Source organism: Streptomyces sp. NPDC087844, from assembly GCF_044742785.1.
In the GTDB taxonomy this organism is placed as follows: Bacteria; Actinomycetota; Actinomycetes; order Streptomycetales; family Streptomycetaceae; genus Streptomyces.
In genome coordinates, this window is record NZ_JBIUVD010000019.1 from 63,332 (window position 1) to 76,769 (window position 13,438).

Consider the following 13,438-nt stretch of genomic DNA (forward strand, 5'->3'; position numbering starts at 1 on the left):
CGGACGACCGTGCCCACCCCCTCGGCTTACCGGTCATATCCGGGCGGTCCGGGCCGAATCTTTGCCTCACGACGGAAAAGCGTTTGCCTGCGGACGCACTGCGACGCGAACCTTGCACGGTTTGTTGTCTCTCCACCTCCGTACTACGAGCTTTTTTGGGACGTCATGCAGATTCAAGACCTTCCGTATCCCGACCCGGGTGTGCCGGACGCGCGCTCGGGGCCCCGATTCCTGGTATGGCTCGGCCGGAATCAGCTCGGTGGACAGATGAAGGCCCTGGTCTGGGGGCTGCTGCACTTCCTGTCCGTGTCCGCACTGCCCTTCTGCGTCGGCTTCGCCGTCCAGGCCGTCGTGGACCACTCCGGTGCGCGACTGGGCCTCGCGGGCGGGCTGCTCGCCGTGTGCGGCTTCGGTATCGCGCTGGGCGACACCATGCTGCACCGGGCCGCGGTCACCAACTGGATCACCGCGGCCGCGCGCGTCCAGCAGCTGCTGGCCCGCAGGACCGCTCTGCTTGGCTCCGCGCTGACCCGACGCGTCGCGGCCGGTGAGATCGTGTCGGTTTCCACGGGTGACGTCGAGAAGATCGGCTGGTTCGTGGAAGCCGTGTCGCGGTTCACCGCGGCCGCGGTGACCGTCGTGCTCGTCTGCGTCGCCCTCGTCGTCTACCAGCCGGCACTCGGCGTCGTCGTCGCCGTGGGCCTGCCCGTCCTGGCGCTGTCGGTGCTGCCGCTGCTGCCCCGGGCCACCCGCCGCGCCGACTTCCAGCGCGAGAAGGCGGGACGCGCCACCGAGCTGGCCTCGGACACCGTCGCCGGCCTGCGCGTGCTGCGCGGGATCGGCGGCGAGGAACTGTTCCTGGACCGCTACCGCCGTGCCTCGCAGGAGGTCCGGCACGCCGCCGTGCGCAGCGCCCGCATGTGGGCGCTGATCCACGCGATCCAGGTCTTCCTGCCCGGCCTGCTGCTGATCGTCGTCGTCTGGCACGGCGTGAACCTGGCCCGCGAGGGCCGGATCACCGTCGGTGAGATGGTCACCGTCTACAGCGCGGTCATGATCCTCACCTATCCGCTGCGGCACTTCACCGAGATCGCGATGGCGTACTCCTTCTCCCGGCCGTCCGCGAGGCGCGCGGCGCGGGTGCTGTCGCTCGAACGGGCCACGGACGGCGAGGGATCGCGCGAGGCCGTCGTGCCGACCGGGGACCTGTACGACCCCGCGACCGGTCTGCTCGCGCCCGCGGGACGGCTCACCGCCGTGGTGTGCGGTGACCCGGACGCCGCGGGTGAACTGGCCGAACGGCTCGGCGGTCATACGGCGGAGTCCTCGGATCTGCCGTCGGCGCTGGTAGGAGGGGTACCGCTCGACGAACTGCCCCTCGGCTCCGCCCGCAGTGCCGTCCTCGTGCAGGACAAGGATCCGGTCCTGCTCTCCGGAACGCTGCGCGAACTGCTCGATGTGCCCTCGTCGGGGGACGTCCGCCCGGAGGAGGCACTGTCCGCGGCCCAGTGCGGCGACGTCCTCGACGCGCTCGCCCAGGGGTCGCTGGACGCCGCTGATCCGATGGACGCCCGGATCACCGAACGCGGCCGGTCCCTGTCCGGCGGCCAGCGCCAGCGTCTCGCACTGGCCCGGTCGCTGGTCACGGCTCCGGGCGTACTGGTCCTTGACGAACCGACGTCCGCGGTCGACTCGCACACCGAGGCGCGGATCGCCGACGGTATCCGCTCCCTCCGGGAGGGACGCACGACCGTGGTCTTCACCTCGTCGCCACTGCTCCTGGACCACGCGGACCGGGTCGTGCTCGTCCACGAGGGCGAAGTGGCGGCCGTCGGCGTGCACCGCGAACTGCTGCACAGCGACGCGCGATACCGCGCCGTGGTGACCCGTGAGACCGACGACGAGGCCGCCGAACAGGAACTGAACCAGCTGCAGGAACTGGAAGAGATCGAGGAGACGGCATGATCGGCGTAGCGCCACCGGCCTACGATCCGGCGGCCCCGACGACCGCGGAGACCCTTCCCGTCGGCGCCCCCGCGACCGTACGCGCCTACGTGGCCGAACTGTTCCAACGACATCGCCGGACCTTCCTGGTGCTCGTCACCGTCAACACGGTCGCCGTCGTCTCCTCGATGGTGGGCCCTTATCTGCTGGGCTCCCTGGTCCAGCACGTCTCCGAAGGCGCGACCGCCGCGCGCGAACTGCACCTGGAGCGCACCGTCGCGCTGTTCGCCCTCGCCCTGGTCGTCCAGGCCGTGTTTGTGCACCAGGTACAACTGCGGGGGGCCATGCTCGGCGAGCGGATGCTGGCCGACCTGCGCGAGGACTTCCTCGTACGGGCCGTAGGGCTGCCGCCCGGCGTCCTGGAGCGGGCCGGTACGGGCGATCTGCTCTCCCGGATCACCACCGACATCGACCGGCTGGCCAACGCCATGCGTGAGGCCGTGCCCCAGCTGGCCATCGCCGTGGTGTGGGTGGCGCTGCTGCTCGGCGGCCTGGTCGTGACCGCGCCGCCACTCGCGCCCGCGGTGCTGGTCGCCGTCCCGATCCTGCTGGTCGGCTGCCGCTGGTACTTCAAGCGCGCGGCGTCCGGCTACCGCTCCGAGGCCGCCGGCTACGCGGCCGTGGCCGCCGTGCTCGCCGAGACCGTGGACGCCGGGCGCACCGTCGAGGCGCACCGCCTGGGCGAGCGCCGTATCGACCTGTCGGACCAGCGGGTCAAGGAGTGGACCGCCTGGGAGCGGTACACCCTCTGGCTGCGGTCGGTGCTCTTCCCGGTCATCAACGCCACCCACACCACGGTCCTCAGCTCGGTCCTGATGATCGGCGGGTACTTCGTCCTGCAGGGCTGGATCGACGTCGGCCAACTGACGACGGGCGCCCTGATCGCACAGATGCTCGTCGACCCGGTGGGCCTGATCCTGCGCTGGTACGACGAGCTGCAGGTGGCCCATGTGTCGCTGGCACGGCTGGTGGGCGTCCGGGAGATCGAGCCGGACGCGGGCGACGGGACCCTGGCCCCCGACGGACGTGACGTGCACGCGGACAAGGTGCGCTTCGGCTACCGGGCGGGCGTCGACGTGCTGCGCGAGGTCTCGCTGGAGGTCGCGCCCGGCACCCGGCTGGCCCTGGTCGGCCCGTCCGGCGCGGGCAAGTCCACGCTGGGCAGGCTGCTCGCCGGGATCTACGCGCCCCGCACGGGCCAGGTCACACTGGGCGGCGCCGAACTGTCCCGGATGTCCGCGGAACAGGTCCGCTCCCATGTGGCCCTCGTCAACCAGGAGCACCACGTGTTCGTGGGCGCCCTGCGCGACAACCTGCTGCTCGCCCGCACGGGTGCCACCGACGCCGAGTTGTGGGCCGCCCTCGGCGCGGTCGACGCCGACGGGTGGGCGCGGGCGCTTGACGACGGTCTCGACACCGAGGTCGGCTCGGGCGGTGTCGCGCTCACACCGGCCCAGGCCCAGCAGATCGCGCTCGCACGCCTGGTGCTCGCGGACCCGCACACGCTGGTCCTGGACGAGGCCACCTCGCTCCTCGACCCGCGGGCGGCCCGGCACCTGGAGCGCTCCCTGGCCCGGGTCCTCGACGGCCGCACCGTGGTCGCCATCGCCCACCGGCTGCACACCGCCCACGACGCGGACGTCATCGCCGTCGTCGAGAACGGGCGCATCAGCGAACTCGGCAGTCACGACCAGCTGGTCGCCGCGGACGGCGCGTACGCGGCGCTGTGGCGGTCCTGGCACGGGTGAACGACCGCCCGGGCGGGCTTCCCGGGGGCGGTCCGTCCGTGGGCGGGCCACCCCGGCTTGCGGGCCGACGTCGGCCGGGCCCGGCCGACGGCCGGACACCGCCGGCCCGGATCCGAGCGGACCAAGATCGGGCGGGCCGAAATCGGGCGACCCGAGCCCGGTGTGAGGCCCGCTCGTGGCGGGGCCCGGCCCTCGCGGCGTGGCGCCCGTCGCCCGGCCATCCCCCGCACTGCCATGAAAGGGCCGACGCGCCCGGCTGGGCTCCGTGCCGTTGCGCGGTGTCGCGGGTGGGTGGAAGTGTGGAGGTCGGCACCGGCTCGGGGAGCGCCCGGGAACCGCCTGGTTCCACGTGTTCCGTACGGGCGAGGCCTGGGCCGAGCGGTCCGCGTACCCGCCGCCGAACGCGGTGACAGCAGGCCGGCCCGCACCACCTGGAGGTACCCGTGGACAGCGCCGACGGTTGGGGAGACGATGTCTACCAGCCCGACGGATCCGAGGTTCAGGACGACGCCGGACTGCTCGACGCCGAGGACACACTCGAAACCGACGGGGTGAGCGACCCTCTGGACCGCGGCTGGTCACCTCCGGAACGCCCCTGGGCGGTGGAACGCAAAGACGTGACAGCGGCCGAGCGCCACCGCGGCGAAACCCTCGACGAACGTCTCGCGGAAGAGCTTCCGGACATAGCGGCACCCGAAGGCGACGGCATCGGAGACTGCCCCGACTCGGACGGCGAACCCCTGGACAACGAAGTGGGCGCCGTCCGCTCCGGACGTCTCGTGGCCCCTGGAGAAGGAGCGCACGAGGACGGGGAGAGCGGGCTGATCGCCACCGACGTGGGCATGGACGGAGCGGCTGCCTCCGCGGAGGAGGCAGCCATGCACATCGTCGACGAGGACTCCCTGTCCGGCTGACCGCGTCTCCGCCGCCGCCCTGTCCGCGCACCCCTCCCCCAAGCAAGGAGCACTCATGCAGCAGGACAAGCACCCCGACTACCACTCCGTCGTCTTCCGTGACCGCGCTGCCGGGTACGCCTTCCTGACCCGGTCCACCGCCGCCAGCGACCGGACCATCGAGTGGGACGACGGCCGGACGTACCCCGTAGTGGATGTGGAGATCTCCTCGGAGAGCCACCCCTTCTACACGGGCACGGCCAGGACCGTGGACACCGAGGGACGGATCGCCCGCTTCGAGAAGCGGTACGGCGGCGGCCAGGACAAGGCCCCGGGCGGGGGCGACGCGTCCTGACCGGGCCGGAGAGGGTGCCTCCCGGCGGCGGGTGACAGCCGCACCCTGTCCACAGACCGCGCCACTCGTCCCAGTGGCGCGGTCGACCGGATGCGTCGGCTTCAGATGAAGTTGAGCGCGGCCGCGCCGCCCACTCCGCCCAGCACCATGAACGCCGGCATCAGCACCTTCAGCTCCACCCAGCTGCCCGCCCTGAACCGCAGCACCTTGGGCGGCCCGATCGGGTACCAGCGCTTGCGGCCGATCGGGATCGGCCACAGGATCGGGCAGCCCGACACCGTCAGCGCGTCCCCGATGTCGTGCACCAGCGCACCCAGAACGATCGGCAGTCCGAGCCACAGGTACTCCTGGCCCGGCGCGGTGAAGAGCCAGTCGGCTCCGTTGCCCGGCTTGTCCAGCACTCCCGCGACGATCCACGCACTCGTCGCGGCCAGCAGCCAGACCAGGACGTCGGCGCTCGAACCACGCGTCGCCCGCCAGAGCAGCCCCTCGATGGCAAGCACCATGTGCACGAACAGAAGAGCCAGCACCGCCCAGCGGCCTCCCGTGATCGCGGCGACCGACGCCCCGGCACCGATCAGCACCGCCCACAGCCAGGTGTGTGTCAGCGTCCGGTGCCCACCCGAGCGCCGCGGGTCGCCGGCCTTCCTCGTCCCCTTGTAGACGGCGTACGAGAGCTTGTCGACGATCTCGCACAGGCCTCGTGAGACCGGTCCGAAGGCCCGCGAGATGGTGGCGGCCTTGTGGTCCAGATCCGGGGCGAGGGCGGCGCCCGCGCAGATCAGCGCCCCGGTCAGGAGCACCGGCCAAGGCATCGTGTGGCCGGCGGCGGCCGCCGCCGCTCCGACGCCCAGCCAGGCCGCCGCCCCGGACAGTGAGTGTGCTGGTCCCATCATGGCCGTGCCCCGCCCCATTCCTCTTGTGCTGACCGCCAGTTGTCCCAGTGAACTGACATCCGGTCGGCGACACAGCGTAGCGTTCGTGATCTTCGGCCTCGCATCCGATTCCCTCATCGGGTGGGATGACAGGCAAGATGGGTGTGTGACCCTTATCGATCAGCTGCCGCAGTCCGCAGATCCCGACGCCCTCTACGAAGCCTTCGAGTCGTGGGCCAAGGAACGCGGTCTCACGCTCTATCCCCACCAGGAGGAGGCGCTGATCGAGGTGGTCTCGGGTGCGAACGTGATCGTGTCGACCCCCACCGGGTCCGGCAAGAGCATGATCGCGGCAGGTGCGCACTTCGCGGCACTCGCCCGTGACGAGGTCACCTTCTACACCGCGCCGATCAAGGCGCTCGTCTCGGAGAAGTTCTTCGAGCTGTGCAAGATGTTCGGCACCGAGAACGTCGGCATGCTGACCGGCGACGCGTCCGTGAACTCCGACGCCCCGGTCATCTGCTGCACCGCCGAGGTTCTTGCCTCGATCGCGCTGCGCGACGGCAAGCGTGCCGACGTCGGCCAGGTCGTGATGGACGAGTTCCACTTCTACGCCGAGGCCGACCGCGGCTGGGCCTGGCAGATCCCGATCCTCGAACTGCCGCAGGCCCAGTTCATCCTGATGTCGGCGACGCTCGGCGACGTCGCCATGTTCGAAGAGGATCTGACCCGGCGGACCGGCCGTCCCACCTCGGTGGTCCGCTCGGCGACCCGTCCCGTTCCTCTCTCCTACGAGTACAAGCTGACTCCGCTCACCGAGACGCTCACCGAGCTCCTGGAGACGCGGCAGGCGCCCGTCTACATCGTGCACTTCACCCAGGCGCAGGCCGTGGAGCGGGCACAGGCGCTGATGAGCATCAACATGTGCACGCGCGATGAGAAGGACCAGATCGCCGCACTGATCGGCAACTTCCGGTTCACCACCAAGTTCGGCCGCAACCTCTCCCGCTACGTACGGCACGGCATCGGCGTGCACCACGCCGGCATGCTGCCCAAGTACCGCCGCCTGGTCGAGAAGCTGGCGCAGGCCGGTCTTCTGAAGGTCATCTGCGGCACGGACACCCTCGGTGTCGGCGTCAACGTACCCATCCGCACCGTGCTGTTCACCGCTCTGGCGAAGTACGACGGCACGCGCGTACGGACCCTGCGCGCGCGGGAGTTCCACCAGATCGCGGGCCGGGCCGGGCGGGCCGGCTTCGACACGGCGGGCTTCGTCGTGGCGCAGGCCCCCGAGCACGTCGTGGAGAACGAGAAGGCCCTTGCCAAGGCCGGCGACGACCCGAAGAAGCGTCGCAAGGTGGTGCGCAAGAAGGCCCCGGAAGGATTTGTGGGCTGGACGGACAGCACGTTCGAGAAGCTGATCTCGTCCGATCCGGAGCCTCTGACCTCGCGTTTCCGCGTCACTCACACGATGCTGCTGTCCGTGATCGCACGGCCCGGCAACGCCTTCGCCGCGATGCGTCATCTGCTGGAGGACAACCACGAGCCGCGCAAGCAGCAACTGCGGCACATCAGGCGGGCGATCGCCATCTACCGGTCGCTCCTCGACGGCGGAGTCGTGGAGAAACTCGACACACCGGACGCAGAAGGGCGCATCGTGCGCCTCACCGTCGACCTGCAGCAGAACTTCGCTCTCAACCAGCCGCTGTCGACCTTCGCTCTTGCCGCGTTCGACCTCCTGGACCCGGAATCGCCGTCGTACGCCCTGGACATGGTGTCCGTCGTGGAGTCCACGCTGGACGACCCGCGGCAGATTCTCGCCGCTCAGCAGAACAAGGCCCGCGGAGAGGCCGTGGGGGCGATGAAGGCGGACGGTGTCGAGTACGAGGAGCGCATGGAGCGGCTTCAGGACGTGTCGTACCCCAAGCCGCTGGAAGAGTTGCTCTTCCACGGGTACGACACCTACCGCAAGAGCCACCCGTGGGTGGGCGACCATCCGCTCTCCCCGAAGTCCGTCATCCGCGACATGTACGAACGGGCCATGACTTTCACCGAGTTCGTGTCCCACTACGAGCTCGCCCGGACCGAGGGCATTGTGCTCCGCTACCTGGCGAGCGCCTACAAGGCCCTTGACCACACCGTCCCGGACGACCTGAAGTCGGAGGACCTGGAGGACCTGATCGCCTGGCTCGGCGAGATGGTGCGTCAGGTCGACTCCAGCCTCCTCGACGAGTGGGAGCAACTCGCCAACCCCGAGGTGATGACGGCCGAGGAGGCCCAGGAGAGGGCCGACCAGGTCAAGCCGGTCACCGCCAACGGGCGCGCCTTCCGGGTCCTCGTCCGCAACGCCATGTTCCGCCGTGTCGAACTCGCGGCCCTCGACAACGTCGCCGCACTCGGAGAGCTCGACTCCGAGGCGGGCTGGGACGCCGATGCCTGGGGCGAAGCCATGGACGACTACTGGGACGAGTACGACGACCTCGGCACCGGCCCCGACGCACGCGGTCCCAAGCTCCTGCTCATCGACGAGCAGCCGGAGAACGGTCTGTGGCGGGTCCGGCAGACGTTCGCCGACCCGAACGGCGATCACGACTGGGGCATCAGCGCGGAGATCGACCTCGTGGCCTCTGATGCCGAGGGGCGTGCCATCGTCAAGGTCACCGCCGTCGGCCAGCTGTGAGCACAGGAGAACGCGACACATGACGAACCCAGCGGAACGACTCGTCGATCTGCTCGACCTGGAGCAGATCGAGGTCAACATCTTCCGTGGCCGCAGCCCGCAGGAATCCCTGCAGCGCGTCTTCGGCGGGCAGGTGGCGGGCCAGGCCCTCGTCGCCGCCGGCCGCACCACGGACTCGGAACGGCCCGTGCACTCACTGCACGCGTACTTCCTGCGTCCGGGCCGGCCGGGCGTGCCCATCGTGTACCAGGTGGAGCGGGTACGGGACGGGCGGTCGTTCACCACGCGCCGCGTCACCGCTGTGCAGCAGGGCCGCACGATCTTCAATCTGACCGCCTCCTTTCACAAGCCTGAAGAAGGGAGCTTCGAGCACCAGCTGCCGCCGGCCCGCGAGGTCCCGGACCCCGAGTCGCTCCCGAGCGTCACTCAGGAGATCAAGGAACATCTGGGCGCGCTCCCCGAGACGCTGGAGCGCATGGCCCGGCGCCAGCCCTTCGACATCCGCTACGCGGACCGGTTGCGCTGGACACCCGAGGAGATCGAGCACGCCGAGCCGCGCAGCGCCGTATGGATGCGCGCCGTCGGACCCCTGGGTGACGATCCGTTGGTCCACACCTGCGCGCTCACCTATGCGAGCGACATGACTCTCCTGGACGCCGTCCGTATCCCGGTGGAACCGCTCTGGGGCCGGCGCGGTTTCGACATGGCCTCCCTGGACCACGCCATGTGGTTCCACCGGCCGTTCCGCGCCGACGACTGGTTCCTGTACGACCAGGAGTCCCCGATCGCGACGGGTGGCCGAGGGCTGGCCCGGGGGCGGATCTACGACCAGGAGGGACGCCTGCTCGTCTCCGTCGTCCAGGAAGGGCTGTTCCGCAAGCTGGAAGGCTGACCGCGCATCGTGCGGGGTCAGAGGGTTCTGCGCCGCAGCCGGCCGAGGAGGCGCCCGGGGCGTTCCGGTTCATCGATCGCGGGTCGCACCTCGGCGCGTCGTCGTGCCTCTGCCCGAGATCGTGCGGCAGTCAACTGCCGCACTTCGGCGGGGTGTCGCCCAGCGGCCGACCGTCGTGCCACGGCCGGGCTTGGCGCTGCGGCCGGATGGAGTGCTCCGGCCGGATGCCGTCCCTCGACCGGACGCCGTTCGACCACATGATGCCGCACTTCGGCCGGACGCCGCCGCTCCCCCGGACGCCGTTGCCCTGCCGGACGTCGCACTCCGGCCGGGTGCCGCAGCTCGGTGGCCGGGCGCAGCTCGACGGGCTGCCGGTGGTCGACCGGCCTGTGGTGTCCCCCGACAGGCGTCGGTCGTTCCTGCCCCGCCTCCGCAGGCCCGGTCTCCGTCGTCGGCCGGGGGGCGGCCCGGCGGTCGCGGGCCTCCTCCAGTCCGTTGGCCAGGTCGGCCCGGAGCCAGCTGATCTCGTCCGGATCGGTCGCTGTCGTGATCCGGGCCGTGATGTGGGCGGCGGGCGTGTCGGGCGCACCGTGGGTGATCTGTTCGGGCCGGTACCGGCCCAGGTAGGCCCGCTCGTAGGGATCGGGGACGATCTCGGCGACCTGAACGGGGTCGAGCAGCGATGCCACGGCTGCGGCACGTGCCCACGGATCCTCGTTCTGCCGAAGCAGGAACCCGAGGTGACGACCTCGCCAGTTCCGGGCCCTCAGGTCCAGTCCTGCCTTCAGTTGGTCGCGCAGCCCCTCGGGCACCCGACCGTTCAGCAGCCGCGCATGCTTCTTGTCGTCGGCGAACTGCCGCAGTTCCTCGGCCGGATACAGCCACACCACGGCGCGGTACCGGTTCAGATAGAACTTCACGGGCACTACGAGGCCGAGGCGGGCGAAGCGCTCGAACCGGGCGGTCGTGACGTCCATGATGGCCGCGCCCTCCGAGGTGCCGACTGCTTTGGCACGTTCCCGCAGCGTCTCGGGGAAGCCTTCTGCGGCCCGCACCCTGTCGATCTCCGCGCGGGTGACGCGATGGCCTCCGCCGCCTTCGTCAGGCACTGTGCGGATGCGTCCGAGCCGTACGGCGAGGTCGAACTCGCCCCGCTTCAGCCCCAGCTCTCGCGCGGCCCGGCTCTGCGCGAGTGTTGCGGGCGGTGTCGAGGCCGGTGTCGCTGTCGGTGGCGATGCCTGGTCGACGGCCGCGCTCGTGCCGGCGGCGGATGTGTCCCGGGCAGTGACGGACCCGTCCGAGGAACCGGCAGGCCCACTCGGACCGGACATGACGGACTGCGTGATGGTGTTGCCGGACATGATGGTTCTCCCCCGTGCAGCGGTGTGCGCTGTGCGTGCGCTTGCTTCGAGAAAAACCGTAGCCGGTTCACCGCGCCTCACGCCCGAGCCTGTGGATAACTTCGATCGCGGTGACGTCTGTGCAGGTCAGATGTCCATGGGGGGTGAGTGTTCCGGATGTCGGGCATCGACGTGAAGATGCTCGCCGACGCGATTGACGAGCAGAGTCATCTCGTACGCGACCTGGCCGATGTCGGCCTCGGCCGCACTGAGCACGCACAGACAGCTGCCGGTGCCGGCCGCCGTGACGAAGAGCACCGCGTCATCGAATTCGATCATGGTCTGGCGGACCCGGCCCGCGCCGAAGTGCCTGCCCGAGCCCTTGGCGAGGCTGTGCAGGCCGGATGAGACGGCGGCGAGGTGTTCGGCGTCCTCCCGCCGCAAACCTGTGCTCGCCCCGGTCACCAGCCCGTCGTTGGACAGCACGAGTGCGTGGCGTATGTGCTCGACACGCTGGGTCAGGTCGTCGAGCAGCCAGTCAAGTCCCCGGTTCTCCGCCATGATCCGTCTCCCCGTGATGTGTGGCTCCCCCGGGCCGGAGGATCCGATCGACCAGCCTTCCCCACCGTCGCCGTCCGGGCAAGGAGGATAGGGGCATGGCACACAAGATGACCGATGAGGAATGGCGGGCGTTCGTCTCGCACGGAACCCGCACCGGCAAGTTGTCGACCGTCCGGGCCGACGGGCGCCCGCATGTGGCACCGATCTGGTTCGTACTCGACGGCGACGACCTGGTGTTCAACACGGGGAAGGACACCGTCAAGGGGCGGAATCTGGCTCGGGACGGCCGGGTGGCCCTGTGCGTGGACGACGACCGGCCTCCGTTCGCGTACGTCGTCGTACAGGGGCAGGCCCGGATCTCGGAGGACCTCGACGACGTCCGGCTCTGGGCGGGACGGATCGGCAGCCGGTACATGGGCGAGGAGCGCGCCGAGGAGTTCGCGGCCCGGAACGGCGTACCCGGCGAACTCGTCGTACGCGTGAGGATCGAGAAGGTTCTCGCGGAGGGCTCGGTCTCCGACTGATGCCCGGGACAGGTTGAGTGGGCGCGGCCGGCGCGCCGGGCCGGCCGCGCGTCAGCCGACCGAGTCGAGGAGCGGGGCAGATCTTGGCTCGCGCGGTGCGGGGCCGCAGACTCCAGTGTCCTCGCGCGGGTGGGCGCGTCGCTCGGTTCCGTGTCGTCGGTTTCCTCGGAGCCTGAGTCTTCGTCGGCGGGCGGTCCGGCATGCGCGCGACGGCTCCGTACTTGGGCCGTCGACGGCTGCGCACCGTCTGTCGGGGTCCTTCGGCATGTACGCGTGGCCTTCTCGCTGCGGGAGAACGATCGCATCGCGCTCGAACGTGTGCGCCGCCTCGTGTTTCCCGTCGCCGCTCGATCGTGTCGCCACCGCGCGATGCGAGATCATGCGGTGCATGAGCGACGACCAGACGCATGTCCAGGAGTTCTTCTCGGCCCGCGCGGCCGGCTGGGACGACCGGTTCCCCGACGACGGCCCAGCGTACGCGGAGGCGGTCTTGGAGCTGGGGCTGCGGGAGGGCGGTCACGTGCTCGACGCGGGTTGCGGCACGGGACGGGCTCTACCCGCCCTCAGAAACGCCGTGGGGCCCTCCGGGGCGGTCCTCGGTGCGGATCTGACGCCGGCCATGCTGGAGGCGGCGGTACGGGCAGGCCGCGACCGGGCGGGCCAGTTGCTCCTCGCCGACGTGTCACGGTTGCCGCTGCGCGCGGAGTCGCTCCATGCCGTCTTCGCGGCCGGGCTCATCGCGCATCTTCCGAACCCCACCGAGACCTTGGGCGAGTTGGCGCGGGTCGTACGGCCCGGCGGGGTCCTGGCGCTCTTCCACCCGATCGGCAGGGCCGCTCTCGCCGCGCGCCAGGGACGGCGGATCACCCCGGACGACCTGCGTGCGGAGGCCAACCTCGGCCCGCTCCTGTCCGCCTCCGGCTGGCGCATGACGTCGTACGTGGACGAGGACGCCCGATTCCTCGCACTGGCCGTGCGCCAATCCTGAAACGCCGCCCGGGACCGCCCTGTTCGCATCCATGGCGGCACGCTCGACGAGGACGTTCGGTAAGGGTTCACGACACCGCCCCCTTCTGATGTCGAAGTTTCAACTCTACGTTGAACAAGCACGGATGGGCGATGACCGAAGAATCAGTACGCGGGGGAAGGTGGCCCGAATGTCCGGCACGACGGCTCGACTCCGGAAGCTGTTTACACGCGCACGACCGGCTGAGTCCGGGCACCCCGCGCCATTGGCCGGGTCTCGTCCGAAGAAGCAGACGCACAATCTGTTCGAAGCCGCGGCGGCCTATGTGGCGGCAGGCGTCGAGGACGATCAGGACGGGGTCGACGAGGCCGCGGCCTGGGTGTCACCGGAGGCTCTTTCGTTCGGTGTGAACGAGTTGGCGTGCCGGGCCGTCATCGCGCTCGCACGAGAACGTGATGAGTCGCCCACCGCGGTGGCCCGGACGCTCCTCGGCCTGCCGGTCGCCTGACAGCGACGGGGGTCGGGTCGGGCCGGAGGAAGCATGCGGCGGCGGGTCGGTCACCGCCCCTCCCTTATGCCTCCCCCGACGCCGCGATCCG

11 protein-coding genes and 1 pseudogene are annotated in these 13,438 nt (G+C 70.4%); 9 read left to right on the plus strand and 3 right to left on the minus strand.

Annotated elements, in window-relative coordinates; translation table 11 throughout:
- Positions 1–165 precede the first annotated feature (165 nt).
- From ACIOKD_RS30550 to ACIOKD_RS30565, 4 genes are all read left to right on the plus strand, one after another.
- Positions 166–1,965, plus strand: coding sequence for an ABC transporter transmembrane domain-containing protein (locus tag ACIOKD_RS30550; RefSeq protein WP_402090390.1), 1,800 nt, complete (start codon positions 166–168; stop codon positions 1,963–1,965).
- The gene (locus tag ACIOKD_RS30555) at positions 1,962–3,752 is read left to right on the plus strand and encodes an ABC transporter ATP-binding protein (protein ID WP_402090392.1); all 1,791 of its coding nucleotides are present in this window, start codon (positions 1,962–1,964) and stop codon (positions 3,750–3,752) included. Before ACIOKD_RS30550 ends, ACIOKD_RS30555 begins: the two co-directional genes overlap by 4 nt.
- A gap of 443 nt (positions 3,753–4,195) precedes the next feature.
- Positions 4,196–4,666, plus strand: coding sequence for a DUF5709 domain-containing protein (locus ACIOKD_RS30560; RefSeq protein WP_402090394.1), 471 nt, complete (start codon positions 4,196–4,198; stop codon positions 4,664–4,666).
- A gap of 55 nt (positions 4,667–4,721) precedes the next feature.
- A complete protein-coding gene (locus ACIOKD_RS30565) occupies positions 4,722–5,000 on the plus strand; it encodes a type B 50S ribosomal protein L31 (protein ID WP_402090396.1) in 279 nt (92 codons plus the stop codon).
- A 101-nt stretch (positions 5,001–5,101) separates the two neighbouring features.
- On the opposite strand, the gene ACIOKD_RS30570 is transcribed toward ACIOKD_RS30565, so the two are convergent.
- A complete protein-coding gene (locus ACIOKD_RS30570; protein ID WP_402090398.1) occupies positions 5,102–5,896 on the minus strand; it encodes a metal-dependent hydrolase in 795 nt (264 codons plus the stop codon).
- Positions 5,897–6,041: 145 nt separating this feature from the next.
- Here ACIOKD_RS30570 and ACIOKD_RS30575 point away from each other — a divergent pair, with 145 nt between their 5' ends.
- Together ACIOKD_RS30575 and ACIOKD_RS30580 are read left to right on the plus strand one after the other, a co-directional pair.
- On the plus strand, positions 6,042–8,555 hold the full coding sequence (locus ACIOKD_RS30575; RefSeq protein ID WP_402090400.1) for a DUF3516 domain-containing protein: 2,514 nt from the start codon (positions 6,042–6,044) through the stop codon (positions 8,553–8,555).
- Between the two features lie 19 nt (positions 8,556–8,574).
- Positions 8,575–9,447, plus strand: a complete 873-nt coding sequence (locus ACIOKD_RS30580; RefSeq protein ID WP_402090402.1) for an acyl-CoA thioesterase — start codon at positions 8,575–8,577, stop codon at positions 9,445–9,447.
- Positions 9,448–9,851: 404 nt separating this feature from the next.
- Here the strand turns inward: ACIOKD_RS30580 and ACIOKD_RS30585 are convergent.
- Both ACIOKD_RS30585 and ACIOKD_RS30590 read right to left on the minus strand, forming a co-directional pair.
- Positions 9,852–10,808: pseudogene (locus ACIOKD_RS30585) on the minus strand (DUF6397 family protein); the annotation flags it as partial.
- 126 nt (positions 10,809–10,934) lie between these two features.
- Positions 10,935–11,348: a roadblock/LC7 domain-containing protein gene (locus ACIOKD_RS30590; RefSeq protein ID WP_402090404.1), complete on the minus strand. Its 414-nt coding sequence runs from the start codon at positions 11,346–11,348 to the stop codon at positions 10,935–10,937.
- Between the two features lie 95 nt (positions 11,349–11,443).
- Between ACIOKD_RS30590 and ACIOKD_RS30595 the strand changes: the two genes are divergently transcribed.
- The 3 genes from ACIOKD_RS30595 to ACIOKD_RS30605 all read left to right on the plus strand — a co-directional run bounded on the left by ACIOKD_RS30595 (position 11,444) and on the right by ACIOKD_RS30605 (position 13,347).
- A complete protein-coding gene (locus tag ACIOKD_RS30595; protein WP_402090406.1) occupies positions 11,444–11,872 on the plus strand; it encodes a PPOX class F420-dependent oxidoreductase in 429 nt (142 codons plus the stop codon).
- 388 nt (positions 11,873–12,260) lie between these two features.
- Positions 12,261–12,860 (plus strand): class I SAM-dependent methyltransferase, encoded by a 600-nt coding sequence (locus ACIOKD_RS30600; RefSeq protein WP_402090408.1) that lies wholly within the window; start codon positions 12,261–12,263, stop codon positions 12,858–12,860.
- Between the two features lie 169 nt (positions 12,861–13,029).
- Positions 13,030–13,347 (plus strand): hypothetical protein, encoded by a 318-nt coding sequence (locus tag ACIOKD_RS30605; RefSeq protein WP_402090410.1) that lies wholly within the window; start codon positions 13,030–13,032, stop codon positions 13,345–13,347.
- Positions 13,348–13,438: the final 91 nt, after the last annotated feature.

Excerpts from the sequence above, each read along its gene's own strand:
- ACIOKD_RS30570 (WP_402090398.1), bottom strand. The coding sequence starts at position 5,896 with ATGATGGGACCAGCACACTCACTGTCCGGGGCGGCGGCCTGGCTGGGC.
- ACIOKD_RS30555 (WP_402090392.1), top strand. The coding sequence starts at position 1,962 with ATGATCGGCGTAGCGCCACCGGCCTACGATCCGGCGGCCCCGACGACC.
- ACIOKD_RS30600 (WP_402090408.1), top strand. The coding sequence starts at position 12,261 with ATGAGCGACGACCAGACGCATGTCCAGGAGTTCTTCTCGGCCCGCGCG.
- ACIOKD_RS30595 (WP_402090406.1), top strand. The coding sequence starts at position 11,444 with ATGGCACACAAGATGACCGATGAGGAATGGCGGGCGTTCGTCTCGCAC.
- ACIOKD_RS30565 (WP_402090396.1), top strand. The coding sequence starts at position 4,722 with ATGCAGCAGGACAAGCACCCCGACTACCACTCCGTCGTCTTCCGTGAC.
- ACIOKD_RS30605 (WP_402090410.1), top strand. The coding sequence starts at position 13,030 with ATGTCCGGCACGACGGCTCGACTCCGGAAGCTGTTTACACGCGCACGA.
- ACIOKD_RS30550 (WP_402090390.1), top strand. The coding sequence starts at position 166 with ATGCAGATTCAAGACCTTCCGTATCCCGACCCGGGTGTGCCGGACGCG.
- ACIOKD_RS30580 (WP_402090402.1), top strand. The coding sequence starts at position 8,575 with ATGACGAACCCAGCGGAACGACTCGTCGATCTGCTCGACCTGGAGCAG.
- ACIOKD_RS30590 (WP_402090404.1), bottom strand. The coding sequence starts at position 11,348 with ATGGCGGAGAACCGGGGACTTGACTGGCTGCTCGACGACCTGACCCAG.